The organism is Archangium sp. Cb G35, from assembly GCF_001896145.1.
Taxonomy (GTDB): domain Bacteria; phylum Myxococcota; class Myxococcia; order Myxococcales; family Myxococcaceae; genus Archangium; species Archangium violaceum.
Genome location: NZ_MPOI01000020.1, coordinates 117072 through 143026 on the forward strand (window position 1 = coordinate 117072; position 25955 = coordinate 143026).

A 25955-nucleotide genomic window follows, 5' to 3' on the forward strand; every position below is an offset into this window, starting at 1 on the left:
GACACTATTTCAATTTCAATCCCCGGGCTCGGCATGAAGCGAGAGGGCCAGCCGGTGCAGCATCCGCAGTTGGGGCTGGCGCAGGCCGCGCGCGGCGTCCACCAGCCGGCGCAGGCCCGAGGGCTGGGAGAGCTCCAGCCCCAGCAGCTCATCCGAGCCGATCTCCAACGCCACGCAGATGCGCCGCAGCGTGGGGACACTGGGGAATACCTCCCCGCGCTCGATGCGGCCATACACCTCGAGCTGCACGCCCACCCGGCGCGCCACTTCCGCCTGGGTGAGCCCGGCCCGCCGGCGCGCGGCATGGGCCACCGTACCGAGGTTCATCGCCAGTGGACGTTCCATACGAGCCGAGAGCCGGGGCATGCGACGGGTCCTCCAAATGAGACGCCCCTACCTTACGGACTCGCCACGTCCTGTCAATGCCCACTACCCATTTGTTGGGTGGACTCGATTCACCCCCTCTTTGGAGGTATGGTGACCCGACCCGCAGCGTTGGCGCACCAGGTGCGTGTGGTGACTCCCCGCTCTCCGCGAACTCCCCTGATTCGCTCCGAGTGTGGTTCCGGGGACGAGGCCCCCGAAAAAGCGGCGCTGCGGGGGGTGTTCGTGCGCAACCTCCATCGTTATCGTGCATCTCCCCCCGGCTTTTCGGCTCCGCCCCCCAGGAGGCCACACCATGCCCAAGGAACACGTCGACACCCGGAACCTCCAGGTCCACGACATCCCCCAGCAGCACGACAGCCTTCAGGCCATCTCCGACAACGTGACGCTCGTGGTCACCCAGGCGTTCGGCCCCGGCGGTGACAACCTCGCCGGCTACTCGGACGTGAAGTTCAACGGCTACCCCGCCGTCAGCCTGCTGCTGCGCACCCCGGACGGGCGCGAGGGCCTCGTGCACCTCTCCCCCATCCACGGCGACAAGCGCAAGACGGGCTTCACCGACATCCCCCCCGGCACCCGGTGCGAGCTGCTCTGCCCCGTCACGAAGCGCCCCCTCGACAAGCTCGGCCCCGTGGATGATGGCAGCGGCGCCCAGTACTACGCCCTCTACCTCACCCCCAGGCTGTCCCGGGGCCACGCCGTCGCCGTCACCGACATCTGGGACCACTTCCACTCCCGCATCGTCGACGACGAGGCCGTCATCTCCTACTGGGCCCAGACGCACGCCCTCTAGCCCACGCCGTAGCGCCACACGGCGCCGTGACGGTGGAGTGCCCCCGCCGTCACTGCCCCCCCGCACGGTCCGGACCGAGGCCCCGAGAAGGGCCACGGCTCCGTGAAGGCCGGCTCCCGAGGCTCCCGCCTCTCCGGTGAGCCCACGGCCTGGACGAACCCCCCCGCGGGAAATTCGAGCCACGTGGACAGTTCCGCCCCAAGCGGTTTCTCGGAAGCTGGAAGCGGCCGCCTCCTGGGTGGACCCGGAGATGTCGGCTAGTAAAAGCTCCCGTCCCGTGGGTCGAGGCGGTGTACGATGGCGCTCTTCCTCGGCGTCGGCTTGGGTGGGGTTGAGCCGGTCCACTCTATTCGGAATGGAATTGCACCATGGTCGCTCGGGCACTCGTGCACCTGTTGGGAGAGACTCCGCTATTCCTCTTCGAAGTGACGGGATTGGGAGAGCAGCTCAAGGTGCTGCGCTTCTCCGGCTCGGAGGGAATGTCGAGCCTCTACGAATTCCAGGTGGAGGTGGCGTGCGAGAACCAGGACCTGGACTTCTCGCAGGTGGTGGGCAAGCCGGGGCTGCTGTCGCTCAATGGCGAGCTGGTCCCCCGGTACGTGCACGGCATCGTCAGCCGCTTCGAGCAGGTGAACGAGCTGCCGCGCTACGCCATCTACCGCGTCACGGTGGTGCCGCAGGTGTGGCGGCTCCACCACCGGCATGACTGCCGCATCTTCCAGAAGCTCGACACGCCCGCCATCCTCAAGAAGGTCTTCGAGACGGCCGGTGTGCCCGCGGACACGGTGCGCTTCTCGCTGGTGAATTCCTACGAGCCGCGCGACTACTGCGTGCAGTACCGCGAGTCCGACTGGGCCTTCGCCAGCCGCCTCATGGAGGAGGACGGCATCTTCTATTTCTTCGAGCACCAGGAGGACAAACACATCCTCGTGCTCGGGGACAAGGAGTCCGCCCTCAAGCCCATCCACGGGGTGGAGCTGCTGCCCTTCCGCCGCGCCACGGGCGGCGTGGTGCAGGAGGACCACGTGCTGCGCTTCCGCCGCATGCAGGAGGTGCGGCCGGGCAAGACGAGCCTGCGCGACTTCAACTTCAAGAAGCCCGGGCTGCCCATGGAGGCCGGGCACGAGGCCGAGGTGGACACGGACCTCGAGGTGTATGACTACCCGGGCGAGTACCAGGATCCGGGCCGTGGCTCCTCGGCCAAGGGCACCACCATCGCCCGGCTGAAGCTGGAGGCGTGGCAGGCGGCGCGGCTGCAGGCGCAGGGCGAGAGCGATTGCGAGCGCCTGGCGCCCGGACGGCTCTTCACCCTCCAGGAGCACGCGCGCGAGGACTACAACGGCCGCTACCTGCTCACCCACGTGAGCCACGAGGGCAGCCAGCCCCAGGTGATGGAGGAGGAGTCGCAGCAGGGCGAGTTCAGCTACTCCAACTACTTCACCTGCATCCCGGAGAAGGTGCCCTACCGGCCCGCCCGCGCAACGCCCCGGCCTCACGTGCGGGGAGTCCAGACGGCGGTGGTGGTGGGCCCCTCGGGGGAAGAAATCCACGTGGACGAGTGGGGCCGGGTGAAGGTCCAGTTCCACTGGGACCGCGAGGGCAAGCAGGACGAGAACAGCTCCTGCTGGGTGCGCGTGAGCCAGTTGTGGGCCGGCGAGGGCTGGGGCGCCATGTTCATCCCGCGCATCGGCCAGGAAGTCATCGTCGACTTCATCGAGGGAGATCCGGACCGGCCGCTCGTCATCGGCCGCGTGTACAACGGCTCCAACCTGGTCCCCTACGAGCTGCCCGCGCACAAGACCAAGAGCACCATCAAGTCCAACTCCTCCCAGGGCGGCAACGGCTACAACGAGCTGCGCTTCGAGGACGAGAAGCACAAGGAACAGTTCTTCATGCACGCCGAGCGCAACATGGACGTGCACGTGAAGAACGACTCCTTCGAGAACATCCTTCACGACCGGCACCAGACGATCGGCGCCGAGGGCAAGAACGGCAAGGCCGGCGACCAGAACGAGCTGGTGTTCCGGGACAAGAGCCTCACCGTGCACCGCCACAGCCAGGAGCACGTGGGCGGGGACATGAAGCTCCTGGTGGGCGGCATCGACGGCCCGGGTGACGTGGACATCGTCATCAAGTCCAACCGCATGGAGCTGGTGCACAAGAACAGCCACCTGCACGTGATGCAGAACCTCAACGAGAAGGTGGACGGCTCCCAGTCGCTGCAGGTCGGTGGAGATCTGCACATGAAGGTGGGCGGGCTGCACGCGCTGGAGGCGGGCAAGGAGCTGCACCTCAAGTCCGACAAAATCATCATCGAGGCGGCGAGCGGCATCACCATCAAGGGGCCGGGCGGCTTCATCACCATCGACGCGAGCGGCATCGCCATCAAGGGCACGCTGGTGCAGATCAACACCGGCGGCGCGGCCCTGTCCGGCAGCGGCGTGTCGCCCACGGACCCCACGGAGGCGGTGGAGGCCTCGCCCACCGTGCCCACCCCGGCGGACGACGGAAGCAAGCCCTGAGACGCGGTTCCCCGAGCCCCCCTGAGAGGAGAACGCCGATGCCTCCCGCCGCACGAATCACGGACATGCACGTGTGCCCCATGGTGAATCCGGGCCCGGTGCCGCACGTGGGCGGGCCCACGACCTCGGGAGAGGGCACGGTCCTCATCGGCTACCAGCCGGCGGCCCGGGTGGGGGATTCGCTGCTGTGCACGGGCCCGGGCGTCTCGGACTCCATCTCCCAGGGCGAGTCCAGCGTCATCATCGCCGGCAAGCCCGCCGCCCGCCTGGGTGACCCCACCTCCCATGGAGGCGTCATCGTGGCCGGCTGTCCCACGGTCGTCATCGGCTCGTCCGCCCAGGGGCAGACCATCTCCATCGCCGCACGCGACGGCACGCCCTTCTGCGAGGAGTGCGAGAAGCGCAGGCAGGAGCAGGCCCAGGCCCAGGGCGACTGAGGGGACCGATGAGCACGGGAACCAGGCGCCACGCCATCCTCCAGGTGCGCTGGGGACCGCTGGCCTATCAGAAGACGCTCATCGAGCCCGGCCAGGTGCTGAAGGTGGGGCGTGCCCCGCCCTCGGGGCTGGCGGTGCCGCAGGACGCCGGGCTGGCCGAGGTGCAATTCGAGCTGTCCTGGAGCGGCAAGCGGGGCTGGCTGCACGGGCAGCCGGACGTCCCGGGGACGCTGCTGGACGGCGAGCCCGTGGAGCAGGGGGAAATCTTCAACGGCAGCTGGCTGCGCGCGGGGCAGACGGACTTCTCGGTGTACTTCGAGAAGACCACCCCGCCGCGCGAGCCCGGGCAGCCGGATCCTCCCGTGCTGGTGGCCCACAAGGCCCAGGCCCTGGAGGTGCTGCGCGCGCAGGAGGCCCCGCTGTACGCCCTCGTCGACGCGGCGCGCAGTGAGCGCATCCTCGAGCTGCTGCACGAGTCGGTGGAGGACTGCTACTCGCTGTACGAGGGCCCGCGGGGGGTGGCGCTGGCGGAGGTGGCCCCGTACCTGGTGAGCCTGCCCCGGAAGGACTCGTGGCTGCTGGAGGCACTGGTGCAGGAGGGCTGGGGCGCGCACTGGGGGGTCTTCCTCACCAGCGCCGCGCCGGCGCGCCTGGTGCGGCGGCACTTCCGCAAGTTCCTCATGGTGGAGGCGGAGGGCGTCGAGGGCAGGCTCTACTTCCGCTATTACGACCCGCGTGTGCTCGGCGCATTCCTCCCCTCGTGCCCGCCCGGCACGCGGGAGGAGTTCTTCGGGGACATCGAGGGCTTCATCTTCAGCGGCTCGAACGGAGAGGTCACCGTCGAGCTGCCTTCCCTGGACGGCAAGCGTCCGCCGGGCCGCAACGGGACAAGGGGCTGATACCGATGGTTGCTCGCGCACACGTACACGAGGTGGGGGGAGCTCCGGTCTTCCTGTTCGACATCGGAGACTCCGAAGAGGCGATGCGGGTACTCCACTTCTCCGGCTCGGAGGGGCTGTCGAGCCTGTTCGAGTTCCAGGTGGAGCTGGCCTGCGAGAACCCGGACGTCGACTCCGCCCAGGTGGTGGGCAAGACGGCGCTGCTGGCCATCCGCGGAGAGTCCGGCTTCCGCCACCTGAGCGGCCTCATCAGCCGCTTCGAGCAGGTGAACGAGATGCCGCGCTACACCATCTACCGGGCCACGGTGGTGCCTGTGGTGTGGCGGCTCCAGCACCGGCACGACTGCCGCATCTTCCAGAGGCTCGACACGCCCGCCATCCTCAAGAAGGTCTTCGAGGCGGCCGGTGTGCCCGCGGACCGGGTGCGCTTCTCGCTGGTGAATTCCTACGAGCCGCGCGACTACTGCGTGCAGTACCGCGAGTCCGACTGGGCCTTCGCCAGCCGCCTCATGGAAGAGGACGGCATCTTCTATTTCTTCGAGCACCACGAGGACAAACACATCCTCGTGATCGGAGACACGGAGTCCGCCCTCAAGCCCATCGACGGAGGGGACACGCTGCCCTTCCGGCGCGCATCGGGCGGAGTGGTGCAGGAGGACCACGTGGCGCGCTTCCGCCGCGTGCAGGAGGTGCGGCCCGGTAAGACGACCCTGCGTGACTTCAACTACAAGAAGCCCGGACTGCCCATGGAGGCCGGGCACGCGGCCGAGGTGGATAAGGACCTCGAGGTGTATGACTACCCGGGCGAGTACCAGGATCCCGGCCGCGGCTCCTCGGCCAAGGGCACCACGATGGCGAAGCTGCGGCTGGAAGCGTGGCAGGCCTCGCGGGTGCAGACGCAGGGGGAGAGTGATTGCGAGCGCCTGTGTCCGGGGCGGCTCTTCTCGCTGCGGGAGCACTCGCGCGAGGACTACAACGGCCGCTACCTGCTCACCCACGTGAGCCACTCGGGCAGCCAGCCCCAGGTGATGGACGAGGAAGCCCCGCTGGCGGACTTCCACTACACCAACACCTTCACCTCCATCCCAGAGAAGACGCCCTACCGTCCGCCCCGGGTGACGCCCCGGCCGTACGTCCAGGGAGGACAGACGGCGGTGGTGGTGGGGCCCTCGGGCGAGGAAATCCACGTGGACGAGTGGGGCCGCGTGAAGGTCCAGTTCCACTGGGACCGGCAGGGCAAGCTGGACGAGGACAGCTCCTGCTGGGTGCGCGTGAGCCAGCCCTGGGGCGGCGAGCTGTGGGGACGCATGTTCATCCCGCGCATCGGCCAGGAAGTCATCGTCGACTTCATCGAGGGTGATCCGGACCGGCCCATCATCACCGGCCGCGTGTACAACGGCGCCAACCTGGTCCCCTACGAGCTGCCCGCGGAGAAGACGAAGAGCACCATCAAGTCCAACTCGTCACTGAACGGGGACGGCTACAACGAGGTGCGCTTCGAGGACGAGAAGAGCAAGGAGCAGTACTTCCTGCACGCCGAGCGCAACATGGACGTGCACGTGAAGAACGACTCCCTCGAGACCATCCTCCACGACCGGCACCAGACGATCGGCGGCCAGGGGAAGAACGGGAAGGCCGGCGACCAGAACGAGCTGGTGTTCCGGGACAAGAGCCTCACGGTGCACCGCCACAGCCAGGAGCACGTGGGCGGAAACCTGAAACGGCACGTGGGTGGAATCGACGGCGCGGGAGACGTGGACATCGTCATCCAGTCCAACCGCATGGAGCTGGTGCACAAGGACAGCCACCTGCACGTCAAACACGCGCTGGCCGAGACGGTGGATGCCACGCAGTCGCTGGAGGTCGGCAAGGACCTGCACAGGAAGGTGGGCCAGCTGACCGCGGTGGAGACGGGCAAGGAGATCCACCTCAAGTCCAACAAGATCGTCATCGAGGCGGCGACCGGCATCACCCTCCAGGGGCCGGGTGGCTTCATCACCATCGACGCGAGCGGCGTGGCCATCATGGGCAACACGGTGCTGCTCAACAGCGGAGGCATGGCGCTGGCCGGCAGCGGCGCGGCGCCCACCGCCCCCCAGGACGCGGTGGAGGCCAAACCCACCGTGCCCACCCCGGCGGACGATGGAAAGGTGCGAGCGCCAAGCGGGCTCGCGGTGGCCCAGGGCGCCTCGGAGCTCGAGCCCGTCAAGCCGATGAACCTGGCGGCCACCATGCTGCCCATGGCGCTGCTGCAGGCCCGCGCGCCCACCGTCACGTGCGTGCAGCTCGCCAATCAGATCGACGAGATGGACCACGCCAAGGTCCGCGCCGCGCTCGCCGCGGACGTGTACAACCAGAGCGGCACCCCCGGCCAGCTGCCCGAGGGCTTCACCCGCGCCAACGACGAGCAGCTCAAGGCCATCTTCAAGGGCCGCCTCTCCGACGAGGAAATCAAGACCCTCACCGCGCCCGAGGGCTCCAGCTACCGCGCCGCCATCTACCAGGACGACAAGGGCAAGTCGTACCTGGCCTTCCGCGGCACGGAGAACAAGGAAGGCTTCAAGGACTGGAAGGAGAACCTCCTGCAGGGCGTCGGCATGAAGAGCGACCACTACGAGAGCGCCAAGAAGCTCGCCGATCATCTGGATGTCGTGACGGGCGGCAACATGGAGATCATCGGCCACTCGAAGGGGGGAGGCATGGCGGCCGCGGCGGGCCTCATGACCGGCGCCAAGACGACGACCTTCAACCCCGCGGGCGTCCATCCCAACACGGTGGGCGGCATGAACATGTCCAACGCCAGTGCCAACATCAACGCCTACGTCGTGGAGGGCGAGGTCCTCAACTGGGTCCAGGACAACCGGGCGGTGGTGCAGGGAGGCGCCGTCATCGCGGGCACGAAGCTGGGAGGTCCGCTGGGCGGAATGGTGGCGGCGATGCTCGTCAACGGCACGCTGCCCCAAGCCACCGGCCGTCGCGTGAACCTCCCGCAGCCCAAGGAATTCGATCACGCCTGGTATGACCCGGTGATGTACCGGGTGGACCTGCATGGCATGGACAATGTGAAGAAGAGCCTCGACACGCACCAGGAGAACCTCAAGAACCAGTACGTCGCCAGCGGGTGCGAGGCTCAGCTTGGTAAGCGATAGAGGGGTGACCCATGATGCGCCGTTGGCCATGGCTGGCGTGGGCCGCCATGCTCTCGTTGTTGGGCGGGTGTTCGAGACAGGGAGGAGCCGCAATGTCTGGGCCAGATAGCTATTTTGATAAACCGGCCGACAAGCAGATGGCACGGGCCGTCGCCGACGGAGACGCCGCCACCATCCGCCAGCTGCTCGACAGTAGCGAGGTGGACCCGCTGACCGTCGGCCGTGATGCCACCAACTGGCTGGTCATCGCCGTCGCCGCGCGCCAGAAGGGTGCGCTCGACACGCTGCTCGAGCGGGGCGCCCTGGGCGGCCCCAAGGGAAAGATCGCCGGCCAGGCGCTGTACGCCGCCACGCTGCTCGATGACCCGTACTGGTTGAAGCGCCTCCACGCCGCGGGCGCGGACCTCAACAACTACGGCGGTGGGAAGCTCCTGCTCGAAGTGGCGGTGGACACCCGGAACCGGGAGACGCTGGACTTCTACCTGGAGCACGGCGCCGACCTGAACATGCGCTCGAACGTCGGCGGCTCCGTGGCGCTGTCCACGGCCCAGGCCAGGCGTTTCGACCTGGTGAACGAGTTCCTCGACCGGGGCGCCTCCCCCTGGGTGATGGACTCGATCGGGTCCACCCTGGGCTCCACGGCGGAACGAGCGGGCAAGGTCCCCGCCTGGGACCACCGCAGCCCGATGAACCAGGAGCGGCTGCTGCTGCTGGAGCGGCTCCACGCCATCGGCTTCCCCAACCCCGCGCCCACGGCCGACGAGGGGCACGCCCTGAGGGAAGCCGGAAAGTGGCCTCCGCCCAACGTCCCCGGGAAGGCACCCCGCCCCGGGGCGCCCTGAGCTCAGGCCTTCCGGGCCGCGTCCTCTTCCGGCAGCAGCTTGCGCAGCTCGTCCGCCATGGTGCCCAGCTTGAGCGCCGTGGCGGCCACGTCCGTCCCCATCTGCGCGTACGTGTCCACCAGCTCCAGCAGCGTCGCGCACCCCTGCGAGATGTGCGTCGTCTGCTCCGCCTGACGCTCCGCCTCGCCCGCGCTCTTCTCCATCAGCTTCTGGTTCTGCAGCACGATTTCGCGGATGGAGCGCAGCGTCGTCCGCGCCGACTCCAGCACCGGCGTGAAGCGCTCCGTCGTCTCCCGGATGTGCCCCACCGCCATCAGCGTCTCGGACATCTGCTTCGTCACCCCGCCCACCACCTCGCCAATCCGCGCCGAGCTCCGCCCCGACTCCTCCGCCAGCTTGCCCACTTCCTTCGCCACCACCGCGAAGCCCCGCCCGTGCTCGCCCGCCCGCGCCGCTTCGATTCCCGCGTTCAACGCCAGCATGTTCGTCGCCGCCGCCATCTCCTGGATGGTCTCCACGAAACCGTGGATGCGCTCGGAGCTCTCCTCCAGCTTCTGCACGCTCAGCGCGCTGCGGCCCACCGCCTGGGCAATCGCCGTCAGGCTCGTCTCCATGCCGCTCACCAGCGAGTCCACCTCGCCCGTGTAACGCTGCGCCTCCTCGGCCTGCGTCGCGCTCGCCCTCGAGTGACGGAACAGCGCGCCCGCCGCACTCGCCATCTGCTCGCTCGCCGTCGCAATCCGCAGCGCCGACGTGCGCACGTGCACCGCCTGCTGGGACATCTCGGCGATCGTCGTCGAGAGCACCTGCGCCGAGCCCGCCAGCGTCCGCCCCGTCTCCACCACCTTGCCGCGCGACGTCTCCAGCTCCCGCAACGCCCGCTGCATGTTGCGCCGCAGGTAGAACTGCTTGCGGTGCCCCGAGTGCAGCGCCTCCAGCAGCATGGCCACCGCCAGCGAGCACAGCAGCAGGATGAGGTCCAACACCAGCGTGCCCGCCAGCGGCGCGTCCGACAGCACCAGGTCGAAACCCACGTGCGCCACGCCCAGCAGCGCGTAGAAGCACATGCGCGCCCACCGGCCCACCGGCAGCATGGACGGGCCCGTGAGCACGTTGAGGAACACCATGGCCACGTGGTAGCCCGAGCCCGCCATGCCCAGCTGGTAGAAGGCCCAGTCGTTGCCCAGCGCGTACACCAGCGTGGTCCAGAACATCGCCGCCGGCAGATCTCTCGGGCTCAACACCCGGCGCATCGCCATCAGCAGCGCCGGCGCCAGCAGCCAGCCCAGGCGCACCAGCACCAGCCAGCCCAGGTCCGGGCTCGCACCCAGGACCCACCGCGCGTACAGCACGTCCAACACGAACAGCACCGGGGTGGCCACCAGCGCCGTGAGCGTGAGCTTCCCGAGCCGCAACGGCCCTCGCGTCAGCAGGAACTCGCGGTAGCTCTCCTGGGTCTCGGGAGATGGGGGGTTGTTATCCATGTGCTCGGCCACGTCCCCGAGGAACTGCCTCGGGACCGTCCGCGCACGCTATCAGACGAGGGCCGCACCCCGGCGGGGGCATTCGCTCGCCCGGTTGCTCCACCTGGACCGGCAGTCACCTCTCCCTACACCACGGGCAATTCCCGCTGCACCGCCCCCGGGGGGAAGGCCTCCTCCAGCCGGGCGAGGTCCCTCGCCGTCAGCCGCAGCCGCCCGGCCGCCGCGTTGTCCCGGGTGTGCGCCTCGTGGCTCGCCTTGGGGATGCAGAAGAGCGAGCGCCGCCTCATCAGGAACCCCAACGCCACCTGCCGGGGCGAGGCCCCATGCGCCCTGGCCACCTCCGCCAGCACCTGCCCGTCCGGGCTGTCCGGCTCCGGGAAGTCCCCGCTCCCGAAGGGGCTGTAGCCCACCACCGCCACCCCGTGCCGCTCGCACCACGGCAGCACCCGGTGCTCGATGTGCCGCTCCCTCAGGTGGTAGAGCACCTGGTTGCACGCCATCCGCCCGTGCCCGGCGAGGGCCAACACCTCCTCCAGGTCGTCCACGTCGAAGTTGCTCACCCCCCAGGAGCGAATCTTCCCGTCCGTCCGCAGCCGCTCGAAGGCACGCAGCGTCTCCTCCAGCGGGTGCGGCCCCGGCCAGTGCAGCAGGTAGCAGTCCAGCCGGTCCGTCCGCAGCCGCTTCAGACTGCGCTCGCAGGCCTGGATCGTCCCCGCGTAGGTGGCGTTGTTGGGCATCACCTTGGACACGAGGAACACCTCGTCGCGCCGCCCGGCCAGCGCCTCGCCCACCAGCGACTCCACGTCGCCATAGCCGTACAGCTCCGCCGTGTCCACGTGCGTCATCCCCAGGTCCAACCCCACCTGGAGCGCCCGGATGGCCTCCTCCCGGCCGTCTTCCTCCATCTGCCAGGTGCCCTGCCCCAGCACCGGCACTTCCACTCCCGTGGGCCCGAAGACGCGCTTGTCCATGTGACTCCCCCGTGGGGCCAGGGTCTCAACTCCTCCCCGCTCCCGGTATGCCGGCTCCTCTCCCGGCGTCTCCTGCCCCACACTCGCCACCCCACCAGTGCCAACGCCCGACACCTCCGCCCTCGTCCCGCCTCCCGGGCGCGCTCTTCCCAGACTTGTCCAACTGTTGGACAAGTTGTGGAAGACCGGCACCGGAGGGCGCGCTGCCTCCGTCAGGTCAGCGTCCGGGCTTGACGGTGTAGGCGCCCGTCCTGGCATCCACGGACACGCGGGGTGGGCGCCGCGTCTCCTCGAAGAGGCGCCAGCCCGGCTCCAGGCCCCGCCAGAAGGCCACGAGGTGCGGCGTGGCCCTCGGGTGCTTCTCCAGCGCGGCCAGGCCCTGGGTGTCCATCCGGCGCGGGAAGATGTGGATGGGCACGTCCCGCTTCATCTTCCCCCGCGCCGCCCACACCATCAGGTACAGCTCCTCGATGGGGCCGTCCTGGATGGCGATGCAACCGATGCTCATGCAGTTGCCGTGGACGTAGATGGCGCCCCCCAGCGGCCGCTGGCCCAGGCGCCGGTCCGCATCGTTCGGATAGCTCACCCGCATGGACAGGTGGAACTGGCTGCGCGGGTTGAACTGGTCCAGCGTGTAGAAACCCTCGGGCACCTGCTCGTCGCCCTCGCGCCGCTTGGGCCCCACGTCCCCCGAGGCCGCGCAGAAGGGGAACGTCTTCACCTTGCGCAGCTGCTCGCCCTTCGCCCCCGCCCAGACCTCCAGCTCGCGCTCCTGCTTGAAGGCCCGGACGTAGAGTTCCTCCGGCGGCCAGGAGACCCCCGCCTGCGTGAACAGCCTGGCCACCTCATGCTCCCGCGCCCGGCGCACCGCCTCCACCTTCTTGTCGGTGGCCCCCGCTGGCCGCGCTACCAGCACCCCCAGCAGCAACAACAGCAGTCTCGTCATGCCGGCCTGGACACCCCGGGAGTGACGGCCGTTCCCCGGGAAGAGCGCTACTGAGAACCCATACTCCCTCTCCCCTCGGGAGAGGGTGGGGGTGAGGGTGCCCGGGCCCGTTCTTCAACCCGTGGGCCACACCGGAGACAAGGGGTTCACCCCGGGATGCGTGACACCCTCACCCCGTCCCTCTCCCGGAGGGCGAGGGGAAATGGGCGCGGCTCGGGCCCCTCTTCTCACATGTCATCTCTTCTCACATGTCATCTCTTCTCACATGTCATGGGCCGCCTGCTTCACCAGGTGGCCCGTGAAGTTGTACTCGAGCAGGTGGCGCTTCAGGTGGCCGTCGCTGGCGGCGAACGTCTGCACGTAGTCTCCCTTCTCGAGGAACAACGTGACGCTGTACACGCCCGTGTCCCGGTCCACGTGGCCCTGGCCGCTCATGGCGCGCCCCTTGGACGTCCCGTTCTTCAGCACGTGGACGAACACGTCGTTCGCCGTCGCCCCGTAGTGGTACGCGTCCTTCACGAACGACACGTTGAAGAAGTACAGGCCCGTGCACGGCGCGACGAAGGTGCCCCCTCCCGCTCCCCAGCCTCCTCCCTCCTGGGTGTGCGTCGTCGCGTAGCTCAGCAGCGAGAGCCCTCCCTCCGACACGTGGCCCGTCCCACTCGCGCTGAAGGCGACGATGCCCGACTCGGGACAACGGGCCCCGGCCAGCAACTCGGCCTCCCGGGCGGTGGTGGGGTCCACCGTCTTGTAGTTCGCGAAGAGCACCCGCGCCTTCTGGGTCCCCGGGGCCGAGCCGGGTTCCCCCGCCCATGCCAGGCCCGCGCCCAGCAGCGACACCACGCCGGACCACAGCACCACTCGCGACGTCTTCATGAGAGACTCCCTTCCCGGGATTCCAGGGGTCCGGGCAGACTTGGCCCGGCGGGCCCGGCCCACAACCCCGCCTGGCGGTCAGGCAGGCGGTCGGTTAACGGATGGCTCCCACCGGGTGTCTGCGAGGCAACGTGACGGGCCCGCGTGCGCTCAGCGCCGGCCGCTGCCCGAGGTCGTGAACCAGGCCGACTCGGGTTCCACGCTCGGGCTCGCGCCCGACGAGGAGCGGAAGGGAGAGCCGTTGAACAGGCCCTCTCCCTTGTCTCCCGGCGGCGCGTCCGTGGACTCCATGACCACAGACAGCAGCCCGGCCAGGATGCCCAGCAGACAGGCCCCCGCCACCGCCAGCTTCACCTTGCGGCGCCATGTCCGCACGGGCTCGCGGGGAGAGCTCGGCAGGCCCCGGCGGAGTCTCTCGCTCTGGAGGTCGATGACCCTTCCTGGCGCCTTGCTGGACATGCATGCATCCTAGCCCACCCGTCAGCGAACCGGCCCGGCTCGTTCGTGGGGCGAGCCGACATCCTAACGCATGCCGGGTCGTCCAGGTAACACGTGGCCCAGAACCCGGGGCATCCCCGCGCATCCCACCTCCCGCCGTGACGAACCTGGACCTCTTCCCCCCCGAGCCGCCTCCCGCCACCGGACTGCTGGAGCACCTGCTGAAGGTGTCCCGCATCTACCTGGAGCCCGACGTCGAGCGCTTCACCCGGGGCCGGGACATCCTCGCGCGCTTCCCCGGCGCCGAGCGCGTGGAGGTGCGCTCGCACTGGAACATCCCCGGCCTCTTCGGCAACGAGGGCAACGCCGAGGCGTGGAACCGCATCAAGGGCAGCACCCTGGTGCTGGGCGTGAAGAAGTCCATGGGCTTCGAGGCCAATGGCCGCAGCGCCGACTTCCTGCCGCCCTCCACGGCCAACGGCTGTGTCATGAGCTGCGCCTACTGTTACGTGCCGCGTCACAAGGGCTACGCCAACCCCGTCACCGTCTTCGTCAACATCGAGCAGGTGCTCGCGGCCATCCGCCGGCACGCGGGGAGGCTCGGGCCCAAGACGGAGCCCAACACGGTGGACCCGCGCTACTGGGTGTATGACATCGGCTGCAACAGCGACTGCTCGGCGGACGCGGCCCTGAGTGACAACGTGAAGGACCTGGTGCGGCTGTTCACCGTGCTGCCCAATGCGATGGGCTCCTTCGCCACCAAGCTGGTCAACCGCGAGCTGCTCTCCTACGCGCCCCGGGGCAAGACGCGCATCCGCTTCAGCCTCATGCCGCACGCGAAGGCGAAGCTGCTCGACGTGCGCACCAGCCCCATCTCCGAGCGCATCGCCGCCATCGACGACTTCGTGGCCGCCGGCTACGAGGTGCACCTCAACTTCTCGCCCGTGGTCATCACCGAGGGCTGGCAGGCCGGGTACGACGCGCTCTTCCAGCAGATCGACGACACGATTGGAGACAGGGCGAAGGAGCAGCTGGCCGCGGAGATCATCTTCCTCACGCACAACGAGCGGCTGCACGAGGTGAACCTGCGCTGGCACCCGAAGGCCGAGGAGCTGCTGTGGCGGCCGGAGTTGCAGGAGACCAAGGTGTCGCAGGGCGGCGGCGTCAACGTGCGCTACCGCACCGGGTACAAGGGGCGGCTCGTCGAGGAGTTCCAGGAGCTGCTCGCCCGGCGCATGCCGTACTGCCGCGTGCGCTACGCGTTCTGATTTCCCCTCTCCCCTCGGGGGAGGATCTCCTCGTTGGCCGCATTCACCCGGGTGTGGAAGGGCCTCCCCGCGCATCAGGAATGGGGCCCACACACTCCGGAAGCGTCCATCCCTCATATCCCTGGCGGGTGGGGTAGACCACCTGACCGTCTCCCACCCACCTGGCCACCTCGTCATCCGCTTCGTTCTGGAAGAGTTTCCACTCGGAGCTGCGCAGGAGCGCGCCGCGTGTGTCGTGCACCCGGAAGAACGCGGGCGCGCTGAAGAAATGAAAGAAGCGGCTGCTGACCGTCCGCTCCTCACCCAACGAGGGGAAGTAGGTGGTGACGGTGCAGGTATGGCTGGGATTCCAGCTCACGCTCACCACCTCGGCGTTCTGACCGGCGGCCCGCTTCAGGAAGAAGTAGCAGGCCACGGGGAGGAAGAGGAGAAGCACCCCCCCCAGGAGCACGAAACGAGACGGGCGCGCCTCCATCAACCGCCCTTCCTGCCCAGGTACTCGTCGAAGTCGATATCGCTCAGGTGGACCTGGATGGAGACCGGGACCCGCTTGACCGTGGAGAACACCATGAAATCGCCCCCCTTCCCGGTCCTGCGACGATAGGCGTTGTAATCGCTGTTCATCACCCGGAAGTAGGGTTTGAACCACCGATAGATGCGCTTGGGCTCCACCAGATACTCGGCCGGATCGGGCTTGATGACGCCCGTCTTGTTCCAATACCCCAGGAGCTGATCCTGCCCCTTCTTGTTCAAGAAGTCGTACGTGTCCCGCAGGTACATCCCCACCTCGCTGATCTCGATGGTGGGGTACCCATGGAGTCCGGCATACGTCCGGAACTGGGTCGCGGCGAGCTTGATGGAGAAGGCGCCCAGGGCGAAATAGACATCGTCCAGGGCATCGAATGCCTTCTCCACGAGGCTCGTCCCCACGTCCACACGATTGAATTGCATCGTGCGATCCAGCTCGATGGCGGGCAGATCACCGAAATACCGCGAACCGTCCACGAGCCGTTTCTTCTTGGCGTCGAGCAGGCCCAGGGTCTCCAACCGGCCCATGAGGACGATCAGCCCACGTGACAGCTGATCGAGAACCCCCTTGGTCTTCCCGACCCGGGAATTGAACTCGCGGACCTCGGAGAGGGACTCCACGGTCTCCTTCACGATGGGACCCACGCGCTTGGAGTCCTCCAGCCAGCTGAAGGGCAGGTCATCCAGGAGCTGGGCCTTGCTCAACATGCGCGCGTCCAGTTCCCCCGTCTTCATCTTCATGGGTAGCTCATACGCGGTGGACTCGAACCACCTGCGCATGAACCGTGCACCCTGCACGCCCTTGAGCTTGTCCATGACCGCGGGGATCTCGGTGATGTCGAACCCGGAATCACCCGCCTTCTGGCCCACCTCCGACACCGCCTTCACGGCGTTCCTGGCCAGGTCCTGCTGGCACTGCAGGCACTTGCCCTTCATGCCGTGCTTGCACGGAGCCGCGGCCTTACAGACGAGGCACTTGTCTGGCGGAACGCCATGCGGACACGACACGGAACCCTCCCCAGTCCCACTGGAAACACGCGGAACGCCCCCAGGGTACCGCACTGGAGTGGGGAAACACGAGGCCGGGTCAGAAGCGCCCGGACCCAGATAGCCTCCCGTCTCCTGCTGCCTACGCGAGTTTCTGTTTGCCCTGTCCTGGCTAATAAGCTACCCCCGTCGGCCGTCTCGCCCGCCAACAAAGCTGCGCTTGAGCAGCATCATCAGCCCCCGCAACCGGCAAGAACATCCGGGCGGTAAGCGAAGTAGAGCGTTGCACCCAAGCACGTATCACCCGACAACATGCATCCTACTGGCCACCGAGTGCTCTTGGTGCTCTTGCTGAGCTTTCTGCTCGCGGGAATTCCTCTGGACAGCGCTCACGCAGCGAGCGATTTCGAGCGGTATCTCACCGCTGCCATACAGCTCTACGAGAACCTCGACTACGAGTTGGCGCTCGAGCAACTCGCACAAGCCAAGAAGGTGGCCCTGGGCAAAGAGGAGCATGTCACCCTCGCGCTATACGAGGGCATCATCCTCGCCGATCTCAACAAGTGGGAGGAGGCCCGCGCCAGCATCCTGACGGCGCTGCTGCTCGAGCCGGAGGCGTCGCTCCCGGTGCGCGTGGCGCCCAAAACGGAGAATATGATTGAGGCGCAGCGGGTATTCGCACGGCAGGAGTTCGACCGGCGGCAACGTCAGGAGGAACCGGAACCACCCAGTACGCCGGTCGAGGACAACCCCTCGAAGGCCGTGGCCACGGACAGACCCGAGCGGACGTCCACCCCCAAGACCCAACTGATGCCGGATACGCCTCCCGCCCCACGCGAGTTGGTGCAAGAAGTACGGGAACCGTCTCGCCCCGTGCCGGTCGTTCCACTGGCGTTGCTCGGCGCGGGTGCGGTGGCCACCCTCGCGGGGGCTCGATTCGGCCTGGAGTCCCGCCGCCTGGTGGATGCCGCCTGGGGCGAGCGCACCCAGTTCGCGGTGGTCTCCCGCCTGGAGGAGGCCCAGCACAGCGCGCGTACCGCCAACATCCTGTTCGGGAGCGCCGGCGTCGCCGTGGCGGGCGCGCTGGTGTCCTGGTTGCTCTTGCCCTCCCCCACCAAGTCCCCCTCCGGAGAAACCCGATGAAGCGCACGTGCCCTTGGGCCCCGGCACTGCTGCTGTGTATCGGATGCACCGTGCCCGACCTGCTGGAGTTCGAAAAGGACGGTCCCCTCTCCTGTAACGCGATAACACCCTGTACCGAGGGATACGTGTGCATCCAGGGAGGTTGCTACCGCCCGGACTGCACCCAACCCAAGCTCTATTATCGCGACTGGGACGGGGATGGGTACGGAGGGAGCGCCCCCCCCCTCTCCACCTGCATTCCTCCAGGGTGGGACTATGTCACCCGCGCAGGGGACTGCGATGACCGCAATTCCGACGTGCACCCAGGCGCACAGGAGTTCTGCAACGACCAGGACGACAACTGCGACGGTTCCTGGGACGAAGGCTTCGGACTGGGCCAGCCATGCACCGCGAGCAACGGCTGCAAGGGCAGCTGGACCTGCGGGGCCCATGACTCGCGCACCTGCGTGGCACCACCGAACCAGTGGTACAAGGACGCGGACAATGACGGCCAGGGGGACAAGACTGGCACGAGCCTTACCAGTTGCACCCAGCCGCTCGGCTACGTGGCCAACGACCTCGACTGCGACGACTCCAACGCCCAGCGCTACACGGGCGCGCCCGAACTGTGCAACGCGGTGGATGACGACTGCGACGGCACGCAGGACGAGGGCTACGCCGTGGGCGAGAGGTGCAGTCCGGGTCAGAACTGCCCGGGCGCCACGGCGTGCACGGCGGACGGCGGCATCCGGTGCGTCTACCTCCTCGATCCCGTGAACTACTACCCGGACGAGGACCTCGACAGCCACGGCAAGCCGGACGCGGGGGTGCTGACGTGCACGCCGGACGCGGGCTACGTGCCCAGGGGTGACGACTGCGACGAGGGCAATCCCTTCACCTACTCGGGCGCCCCCGAGCTGTGCGACCTGGTGGACAACGACTGCGATGGCAAGGTGGACGAGGGCGTCGTGTGCCCGGCGGGCGGCGGCAGCTGGGTGAGCCACTCCACGACGACGACCTCAGAGGCCTGGCGCTCGGTGACGCTCTGGGGCGATGGGGGCGTCTGGGTGGCGGGAAGCGGCAGCACCCTGCGCTCCCGGCTGCCCGGCGAAACGGCCTTCCGCGACTTCGACGGACACTGCCCGGGAGACTGGTACGGCGTCCTGGCGGAGCCCAACTTCAATCACGCCGCTGTGCTCGTGGGGCAGGGCGCCGCCGTCGCCTACCATGGCCTCACCTCCACGGGTTGCACCCCAGGGGCTCCCGCCGGGGACATCCACTCCCGAAATGCCTTCGGCCTGTACCTGAGCGATGACACCTTCCAGGTCTATTTCGTCGGCCTGTCCATGGCCGACACCAGCCTGGGGCGCGCGATCTGGGGAAGCAGCACGGGCACCCTGCAGGTCAACACCGTCGCCATGAGCCCGCTCTGGGACGTCCATGGCCTCTCCCGCGACCTGCTGTTCGCCGTAGGCGGGTCCGGTAGCCCGCACATCTACCGATTCTGGCCGGGCCTGAACGACTGGAGGAGCGAGTCTGCACAGGACATCCCAGGCGTGGTGGGCGACCGGCTCCGGGGCATCTGGGTCGTGAACCCCAAGCTCGCCTATGCCGTTGGGGAGAGCAGCTCCGTGCTCATGTGGGACGGGACCACCTGGCGTAAGCACTCAGCTCCCTCGGACGAGGACCTGCTCTCGGTGGTCGCCTTCGGGAAGAGCTCCATCTACGTCTCCACGGCGAGCGGCAAGGTCTACCGGTACAACGGAACCGTGTGGAACGTGATGCCCAGAATGGGGACTGGAGGCGCCCTCAATGACATCGCCGCCACACGCCCGGACGACATCTGGGTGGTGGGCAGCGAGGGACGCATCCTGCACTGGCCACGATAGGGACCGGGAAGACCCTCACCCCAACCCTCTCCCAAAGGGAGAGGGAGCGGCGTGTACACTCCCGCCTCATGCTCTCCTACGAAGCGCTGGAGGCCCTCGCCCGCGAGCGGCTCCCCGCCGCCGTGTTCGACTACTACGCCGGTGGCTCCGGCGACGAGTCCACCCTCGCCGCCAACACCGCCGCCTGGGCCCGCCTCCGCCTTCGTCCCCGCGTCCTGCGCGACGTCTCCTCCGTCGACACCTCCACCACCCTGCTCGGCACCCCGCTCTCCTCCCCCATCCTCGTCGCCCCCACCGCCTTCCACTCCCTCGCCCACCCCGACGCCGAGCTCGCCACCGCCCGCGGCACCCGCGAGGCCGGCTCCCTCCTCGTCCTCTCCTCCCGCTCCTCCCGCCGCATCGAGGACGTCGCCTCCGCCGCCGGGCCCTGGTGGTTCCAGGTCTACGTCTTCCGTGATCGCGGCCTCACCCGCGCCCTCGTCCAGCGCGCAACCGCCGCCGGCGCCCGCGCCCTCGTCCTCACCGCCGACACCCCCTACGTGGGCCACAAACGCCGCAACCGCGGCGACTCCACCCTCCCCCTCCCCGAGCAGGACTTCCTCGCCAACCTCGAGGGCCTCACCCACCGCGCCCTCGCCGAGCAGGCCCCCGATGTCACCTTCCAGGACATCGCCCGCCTCCACGAGGACTCCGGCCTGCCCGTGCTCGTCAAAGGCGTGCTGCGCGCCGATGACGCCCGCGAGTGTCTCCACCACGGCGCCGCCGGCCTCATCGTCTCCAACCACGGCGGCCGCCAGCTCGACGGCGCCCTCGCCACCGCCGAGGCCCTCCCCGAAGTCGTCGAGGCCACCCAGGGCCGCGTCCCCGTGCTCGTGGATGGGGGCGTGCGCTCCGGCCGCGACGTGCTGCGCGCCCTCGCCCTCGGGGCCCACGCCGTGCTGCTCGGCCGGCCCGTGTTGTGGGGGCTCGCCACCGGGGGCGCTCAAGGCGTGCGGCAGGTGCTCGACTCGCTGCGCGAGGACACCGCCCACGTGCTCGCGCTCGCCGGCCTGCCCCGCCTCTCCGACGTGGGCGCCGACGTGCTCGCCCCGCTCAAACCCTGATTCAGAAGTCCCAGCTCATGTCGTACTCGCAGGCCACCGGGCCCATCATCCGCCCGACGATGCGCGCCGAGCGCGCCCCGGCCTGCTTCAGGTGCGCCTCCAGCGAGCCCTCCACATAGGGCCTCGGCAGGAAGTCGCGCTCGAAGGTGACGATGGCCCGCGTGTGCCCCGGGAACATCACCGAGCAGGTGCCTCCCGCCGGCGTCGTCACCTTGTAGGCCATGGGCAGGTACTCGATGACGCGCTTGGGCGTACCCGAGATGAGCACCTGCATCGCCTTGCCCACCTGGCTGCCCAGGAACACCGCCGTCCCCATGTACCCCAGCATCCTCATGGACTGCTCGAAGCCCCCGGCCGGCCCCTGCATCAACCACGCGGCCCGCCGCGCCATCCGCAGGAAGTCCTCGGCCGGGTAGGCGAACAGGTCCACGAAGGAGCGCACCCCTCCGCACTCCTCCAGGCACTCCTCCATCGCCCCCTGGCCCCGCAGCGCGAACATCGCCTCCTTCACGCTCCGGAAGAACATGCCGCGCATGGTGTCCTGGGGAGTGACCTGCATCAGGCGGTGCTCCACCTCGCGCTCGGCCTCCGACGGCACCGCACGCAATTCCTCGCTGACGCCGCTCATGCCGTGCACCCTCCCGTTACCGGCCCCGTTCGGCCTGCCCGCTTCCTGGTCCACGGGCCGCTGGCGTCCATGCGCATCCGGGAAATCCTGACACAACCGGGGCTCCGGGTAAAACGGCTCCCCGGGAGATCCTCCTGATGGCCGATGCCCGCGACTCATGGGAATGCCGCAGGTATAGCCGATCAGACGCACGCTCGAACGCTCCGTGAGGGGCATCCACCCTGGGTGTGCTCATTTCCGGAACCCCCTCTGTTGGGTGAGCGACATGCCCGGCAACGGGTGGGGCAGATTGCCCCATCGCTCGACGGGGGCAGCATTCTAGCCGACACCGCGCATCCGGAAAGGGCCAGTGAACACTTCAGGCCACCTGCCGGGGAGCGGATGCCAGGGGCCCGGCGCTGGCGGGAGTCCCGGTGGGCTCGGAAGGGGCCGGGGCGGGAGGCGAGGACGGGAGGTTGGCCAGGGCCGCGCTGGAGAGGATGAGGGCACCGCCCACCAGCAGCGAGGCATCCACGCGCTCGCCGAGCATCACCACCCCCAGCAGCACGGCCACCAGCGTGTCCAACAGCGGCATGACGCCGATGACGGACAGCGGCACGCGCGAGAGGAGCCAGAAGAGGAGCTGGTAGGTGAGGGCGGTGGCGCACACGGCCAGGTAGGTGATGGAGAGCAGGGCGCGAGGCGTCCAGTGGCCGGGCAGGTGGGACTCGAAGGCGGCGGAGGCGGCCAGCAGCAGCAGGGAGCTGCTCAGCGTCTGCACGCACACGGAGAGGCTGGTGGGCACGTGCGCCAGCGAGCGGCGGACGAGCACGTTGGCGAGGGAGATGGAGACGGTGGCCACCAGCGTGAGCACGCACCCGGCCAGCACCAGGCCGGTGAGGCCCATGCCGTGCAGGTGCTCGTACTGGAGCGCGACGATGCCGGCGAGCCCCAGCCCCGCGGACAGGAGCTTGAGGGGCGAGAGGGGTTGATCCGGCAGCAACAGGCGCCCCACCAGCAGCAGCCACACGGCGTAGGTGGAGAAGAGGAGCGCGGACCAGCTGGAGGGAATCCACTGCTGGGCGATGAAGAGCAGCCCGTACGGAAGGGCGATCTGCAGCACCCCCACGCCCATGAGCAGCCCCGTGGTGCGCGCATCGGGCCGGACGCGGAGCAGTCCACTGAAGGGCAGCAGGACCAGGCCGGCGAGCATCATCCGCACAGCGGCGAAGCGCAGCGGCGGGAGATCCTCGAGGCCCACCTTCACGACGGCCCAGGTGGAGCCCCAGAAGACGAAGCAGGCGATGTAGGCGAGCAGCAGGCGGGTGCGGGAGGCCCCGGGGGCGGACGGCATGGCGGGGCGCACTACCACGCGCCCCGCCCCGCCGCCATGAACCTGGCGTTCAAGCGCGCTTCACGGCGTCCCGCGCGCCTGGACGCGCTCCTGCACCAGCTCGGTGCCGCCCATGGGAGTCACCAGTTTCTCGGTCATTCCCTGGGCGTCCAGGGTGAGCGTGGCCTTCAGGGGGCCCATCTCGACGGTCAGCTCGCGCGAGCCGGCCGCTCCCTTGCGCAGCACCTGTGGTGTGGGCGCCACCGGATTGGCCGCGGGCATGTAGTAATGCAGCGTCAGCTCCGGGTCCTTGCCCGGCAGGAGGCGCTCACGCACCAGACGCGCGGTGCCCGGCTCGGTGGCCAGGTCCGCCGGGGCGGTGAAGTTGCCGTTGAGCTCCTTGCCCAGGTGCGTGCCCTCGTAGTGGTACTCACGGCCCTGCACCTGCTTGAGCGCCATCTGGATGTCGAGCGCGCCGTTGCTGGCCCGGGCGTAGTCGCGCGCCACCAGCCTGCCGTCCTTGTCGGACAGCTCCGAGGAGACGGTGTCCTGCACGCTCAGCTCCTTGAGCGAGCGCGGGAAGAAGAGACTCGACTCCACCTCCGTCAGCCGCCCGCCGCCCGCCGCGTCGCGCATCACGCGCTTCTCGAAGCCCACCGGGTGGCCCTGCACGCGGATGACGTTGAGCTCGAAGTAGCGCGGGGCCGGAGGCGCCTCACCGGGGCCCTGGAGCGAAGCGGCCAGCCCGCTCGTCACGCGCTTGAAGCTCTCCGAGTAGCCCAGCTCGTCGTGCGTGCACACCAGCGGCAGCCGGTCATGGGGGTACACCATCATCTTGGCCAGGCCCGCCGCCTTGCCCCGCGGCGCGTTCACCAGGTACTCCGCCTCGGCGTACACGGCCGGGCTCTCGCCGATGAGCCGGATGTCCGTGGTGCGCACCCGGTGGAGCTCCGTGCGCTGTCCCGCCATCTCCACCAGCCGGTAGATGGCGCCCCCCGCGTCCACCGGCCCCGAGTACACGAAGCACGACAGCGGGCTGCCCGTGCCCAGCGGCACACTGAGCACGAACAGCTCCTCCCCCGGCTGGAGGGTGGGAGCACCCGCGGCCTCCACCTCGCCGGTGAAGGAGCCATCCGGCGCGGACACCTTCTGCTTGGACAGCGGCGCCAGCTCGCGCGCGGCGAGCGCCTTCAGGTCGATCTTCCCCGCGGCGGGAGCGGACTCGGAAGAAGACGGGGCGGCCCCGGCGGGGGCCGGGGCGTCCGTCTTCGAGGAGGAGGCCGGGGTGGCACAGCCAGTCAGCAGGCCCAGCAGGAGGGTCGTGCGCAGCCGCATCGTCGATGTCTCCGGGAGGTGTCGCGGGAGCCCGCATGGCTCCGGCGCGCGCGGAACCCTACCGGCCCGGCTCGGGGCGTGGCCAGCCGCCCGGCGTCTCAGGAGGCCTCAGTGCTTCGTGAGCTCGATGTGCTGCCGGAGCTCCTCGAGGTCCATCGACATCCGCGCCAGGGTGTGACGCATGGGCTTCCTGGGCAGCTTCGTCCAGGCGATGGCCCCGAGCACCGCCGCGAGCACGAAGGCCACCCCCGCCGCGAGGAGCGCCGCGGCCCACAGCGGCAGCGCCAACGCCGCCGCCCCGGCGACGAAGAGCATGGCCAGCCCCACCAGCGCCAGCGCCGCTCCGCTGCCCGCGAAGAGGCCCACGGCCCGCGCGGCCCGCACCTCCTGCGCGAGCTCCACCTTCGCGTGCAGCAGCTCCGCCTTCGCCAACAGCCGCGCTTCGCTCATCGCCCGCCGGACGAGCTCGTTCGTCGACAGCTCCTTCTCGGGCATCTTCCAGCTCTCCACGGCCTGCCTCCTCTCGACCGCCGCGCCGCCGCGGCACCTGCTCACGTCGCCCTCCGCCTCCACTCGTAGGCGAAATGGAGGATGGCCAGCATCACCACGCCCACGGCCACCCCGAAGGTCAGCCAGAGGAACCAGCCCACCACGCCCCCCTGCACCAACGCCACCACCCACAGCGCCAGCAGGCCCAACCCCATCAACAGATAGAGAATGGGCATGGCTCCTCCCTAGATTCGCCCGAGCACCCCGAACAACAGCCGTGGCGCCACGTCGTCACTCGTCGCGTTCACCCCCACCGCCCCCGTCACCACGAACGCGCGGCCCACCCGCAGGCCCGTGCCCACGCTTGCGTTCACCGACGCCTCGCCCTCGCCCAGGGGATTCACGTAGTACGCGTCTCCCTGCAACAGCAGCCGGTCTCCAATGGGATGGTCCGCCGCGAGCCCCAGCAGGTAGTCATCCTCCGTGTCCTGGCGCGCGCTGTAACCCACGTTGCCGTGCAGCCGCGTCTGGCCGAACGTCTTCGTCGCCAGCACCCGCGCCTCCGCGCTCACGCCCTCGTCCCCTTGCGGACTCGTCACCTCGCCCCACAGCGCCAGCTGAGGCAGCGCTCCCTTCTCGTCCACGAGCTGCCCCAGCGCATAGGCCGACACCGCGCCCGTGGTGCCCTCCTGCTCGCCCGCGAGGTTCTGCAGTTGCGCGCCCGCGCCGAACTCCACGTTCCACGGAGTCCCCACCCGCACCTGCGGCTCCAGGATGAAGCCCACCTCGCCCGTCTGCGTGCGGTTGGCCACGTTCACCTCGCCCAACACCTGCCGCTCCGCCGGACTGGCGTTCTGCACCGTCAACATGTCCGTGTTGCGCAACAGCTCCAACGCCTGCTCGCGATTGGACTTCTCCTCACGCGCGGGCTGCCCGGCTTTCGGCGCTTCCACCGGCGCGGCACGGCGGGCCTCCGCCTGGGACAGGGATTGACGCAGCTCCGCCACCTCCCGGCGCAGCGCGCGCAACTCCTCCGTCACCGCGCTCGGCACCTCGGGAGGACTCGCTTCCACGGCCGCGGCGGGGGGTGGTGGCGGTGGCGGCGATTCGGAGACGCCTTCCTCGCCCGAGCCTCCCGTGGCGCTCTCCCCGGGTTCCCGCTGTAACTCGCTCGAGCGTTGGCGCAGCGAGTCCCGCTCCTCGCGCAACCGCGTCAGCTCGGCGCAGTCCTCGTCGCGCAGGACGGTGATCTGACCCGCTTCCGAGTCCACCGTGCAGCGCGGCGGAGTGGCCGTCCCTCCTGCCGTGCCGAGGCTGGCCACGGCCAGCAGCGCCATCAGCGGTTGCAGCATTCCGTCCCTCCGGAGCCCATTCCGTGCCTGGGAAACGTGGGACGCTGAACGGTTCCCGGCAAGGCAGGGCAGCCAGCCGCTTCGAGCCCGCCCGGCTGCGCAAGTACGGGGCGGCCCCACGCATGAGCCTGGCTGCCTGCTCACTCCTTGCCGGAGCAGCTCTGGAAACTTCCCTTAGAATGCGCGGCATTCGTGGTCTGG

At 69.0% G+C, this 25955-nt stretch carries 24 protein-coding genes; 10 read left to right on the forward strand and 14 right to left on the reverse strand.

What is annotated here, in order from left to right:
* Positions 1 to 15: 15 nt before the first annotated feature.
* A complete protein-coding gene (locus BO221_RS46295) occupies positions 16 to 327 on the reverse strand; it encodes a helix-turn-helix transcriptional regulator (RefSeq protein WP_233166569.1) in 312 nt (103 codons plus the stop codon).
* 352 nt (positions 328 to 679) lie between these two features.
* On the opposite strand from BO221_RS46295, the gene BO221_RS46300 reads away from it, so the two are divergent.
* The 6 genes from BO221_RS46300 (at position 680) to BO221_RS46325 (ending at position 9026) form a co-directional block, all read left to right on the forward strand.
* Entirely contained in the window at positions 680 to 1177 is a 498-nt protein-coding gene (locus BO221_RS46300; protein ID WP_073567341.1) for a hypothetical protein, read from the forward strand.
* A 368-nt stretch (positions 1178 to 1545) separates the two neighbouring features.
* Positions 1546 to 3699 (forward strand): type VI secretion system Vgr family protein, encoded by a 2154-nt coding sequence (locus BO221_RS46305; RefSeq protein WP_073567342.1) that lies wholly within the window; start codon positions 1546 to 1548, stop codon positions 3697 to 3699.
* A gap of 38 nt (positions 3700 to 3737) precedes the next feature.
* Positions 3738 to 4136, forward strand: coding sequence for a PAAR domain-containing protein (locus BO221_RS46310; RefSeq protein ID WP_073567343.1), 399 nt, complete (start codon positions 3738 to 3740; stop codon positions 4134 to 4136).
* A gap of 8 nt (positions 4137 to 4144) precedes the next feature.
* On the forward strand, positions 4145 to 5035 hold the full coding sequence (locus BO221_RS46315; RefSeq protein ID WP_073567344.1) for a DUF4123 domain-containing protein: 891 nt from the start codon (positions 4145 to 4147) through the stop codon (positions 5033 to 5035).
* Positions 5036 to 5040: 5 nt separating this feature from the next.
* Positions 5041 to 8184 carry a type VI secretion system Vgr family protein gene (locus tag BO221_RS46320; RefSeq protein WP_158080033.1) on the forward strand — a complete coding sequence of 1048 codons (3144 nt, stop codon included), beginning with the start codon at positions 5041 to 5043 and terminating at the stop codon, positions 8182 to 8184.
* A 92-nt stretch (positions 8185 to 8276) separates the two neighbouring features.
* The gene (locus tag BO221_RS46325) at positions 8277 to 9026 is read left to right on the forward strand and encodes an ankyrin repeat domain-containing protein (RefSeq protein ID WP_143196081.1); all 750 of its coding nucleotides are present in this window, start codon (positions 8277 to 8279) and stop codon (positions 9024 to 9026) included.
* Between the two features lie 2 nt (positions 9027 to 9028).
* On the opposite strand, the gene BO221_RS55200 is transcribed toward BO221_RS46325, so the two are convergent.
* The 5 genes from BO221_RS55200 to BO221_RS46350 all read right to left on the reverse strand — a co-directional run bounded on the left by BO221_RS55200 (position 9029) and on the right by BO221_RS46350 (position 13762).
* Positions 9029 to 10510: a methyl-accepting chemotaxis protein gene (locus BO221_RS55200; protein WP_158080034.1), complete on the reverse strand. Its 1482-nt coding sequence runs from the start codon at positions 10508 to 10510 to the stop codon at positions 9029 to 9031.
* A 125-nt stretch (positions 10511 to 10635) separates the two neighbouring features.
* Positions 10636 to 11481: an aldo/keto reductase gene (locus tag BO221_RS46335; protein ID WP_073567348.1), complete on the reverse strand. Its 846-nt coding sequence runs from the start codon at positions 11479 to 11481 to the stop codon at positions 10636 to 10638.
* A gap of 217 nt (positions 11482 to 11698) precedes the next feature.
* Positions 11699 to 12427 (reverse strand): murein L,D-transpeptidase family protein, encoded by a 729-nt coding sequence (locus BO221_RS46340; RefSeq protein WP_073567349.1) that lies wholly within the window; start codon positions 12425 to 12427, stop codon positions 11699 to 11701.
* Between the two features lie 261 nt (positions 12428 to 12688).
* The gene (locus BO221_RS46345) at positions 12689 to 13303 is read right to left on the reverse strand and encodes a hypothetical protein (protein ID WP_073567350.1); all 615 of its coding nucleotides are present in this window, start codon (positions 13301 to 13303) and stop codon (positions 12689 to 12691) included.
* Positions 13304 to 13453: 150 nt separating this feature from the next.
* On the reverse strand, positions 13454 to 13762 hold the full coding sequence (locus BO221_RS46350; RefSeq protein WP_073567351.1) for a hypothetical protein: 309 nt from the start codon (positions 13760 to 13762) through the stop codon (positions 13454 to 13456).
* A gap of 137 nt (positions 13763 to 13899) precedes the next feature.
* Here BO221_RS46350 and BO221_RS46355 point away from each other — a divergent pair, with 137 nt between their 5' ends.
* Positions 13900 to 15009 (forward strand): spore photoproduct lyase family protein, encoded by a 1110-nt coding sequence (locus BO221_RS46355; RefSeq protein WP_073567352.1) that lies wholly within the window; start codon positions 13900 to 13902, stop codon positions 15007 to 15009.
* 43 nt (positions 15010 to 15052) lie between these two features.
* Here the strand turns inward: BO221_RS46355 and BO221_RS46360 are convergent, their stop codons facing one another.
* Positions 15053 to 15484, reverse strand: coding sequence for a hypothetical protein (locus tag BO221_RS46360; RefSeq protein ID WP_073567353.1), 432 nt, complete (start codon positions 15482 to 15484; stop codon positions 15053 to 15055).
* A complete protein-coding gene (locus BO221_RS46365; protein WP_073567354.1) occupies positions 15484 to 16473 on the reverse strand; it encodes a DUF6402 family protein in 990 nt (329 codons plus the stop codon). The genes BO221_RS46360 and BO221_RS46365 overlap by 1 nt, the downstream gene beginning before the upstream one ends.
* Positions 16474 to 16863: 390 nt before the next feature.
* On the opposite strand from BO221_RS46365, the gene BO221_RS46370 reads away from it, so the two are divergent.
* The 3 genes from BO221_RS46370 to BO221_RS46380 all read left to right on the forward strand — a co-directional run bounded on the left by BO221_RS46370 (position 16864) and on the right by BO221_RS46380 (position 20638).
* Positions 16864 to 17667: a hypothetical protein gene (locus BO221_RS46370; protein ID WP_083682495.1), complete on the forward strand. Its 804-nt coding sequence runs from the start codon at positions 16864 to 16866 to the stop codon at positions 17665 to 17667.
* A complete protein-coding gene (locus BO221_RS46375; RefSeq protein ID WP_073567356.1) occupies positions 17664 to 19535 on the forward strand; it encodes a MopE-related protein in 1872 nt (623 codons plus the stop codon). Before BO221_RS46370 ends, BO221_RS46375 begins: the two co-directional genes overlap by 4 nt.
* A gap of 68 nt (positions 19536 to 19603) precedes the next feature.
* Complete coding sequence (locus BO221_RS46380; RefSeq protein WP_073567357.1) at positions 19604 to 20638, forward strand: alpha-hydroxy acid oxidase; 1035 nt, start codon at positions 19604 to 19606, stop codon at positions 20636 to 20638.
* A 1-nt stretch (position 20639) separates the two neighbouring features.
* Here the strand turns inward: BO221_RS46380 and BO221_RS46385 are convergent, their stop codons facing one another.
* The 6 genes from BO221_RS46385 to BO221_RS46405 form a co-directional block, all read right to left on the reverse strand.
* The gene (locus BO221_RS46385) at positions 20640 to 21266 is read right to left on the reverse strand and encodes a DUF2378 family protein (protein WP_158080035.1); all 627 of its coding nucleotides are present in this window, start codon (positions 21264 to 21266) and stop codon (positions 20640 to 20642) included.
* Positions 21267 to 21624: 358 nt separating this feature from the next.
* A complete protein-coding gene (locus BO221_RS46390; RefSeq protein WP_073567359.1) occupies positions 21625 to 22599 on the reverse strand; it encodes a DMT family transporter in 975 nt (324 codons plus the stop codon).
* A 60-nt stretch (positions 22600 to 22659) separates the two neighbouring features.
* Complete coding sequence (locus tag BO221_RS46395) at positions 22660 to 23913, reverse strand: hypothetical protein (RefSeq protein WP_073567360.1); 1254 nt, start codon at positions 23911 to 23913, stop codon at positions 22660 to 22662.
* A gap of 108 nt (positions 23914 to 24021) precedes the next feature.
* Entirely contained in the window at positions 24022 to 24468 is a 447-nt protein-coding gene (locus BO221_RS46400) for a phage holin family protein (RefSeq protein WP_233166570.1), read from the reverse strand.
* A complete protein-coding gene (locus BO221_RS55695; protein ID WP_198956319.1) occupies positions 24465 to 24638 on the reverse strand; it encodes a hypothetical protein in 174 nt (57 codons plus the stop codon). The genes BO221_RS46400 and BO221_RS55695 overlap by 4 nt, the downstream gene beginning before the upstream one ends.
* A gap of 9 nt (positions 24639 to 24647) precedes the next feature.
* Positions 24648 to 25754, reverse strand: a complete 1107-nt coding sequence (locus tag BO221_RS46405; RefSeq protein ID WP_073567361.1) for a hypothetical protein — start codon at positions 25752 to 25754, stop codon at positions 24648 to 24650.
* Positions 25755 to 25955: the final 201 nt, after the last annotated feature.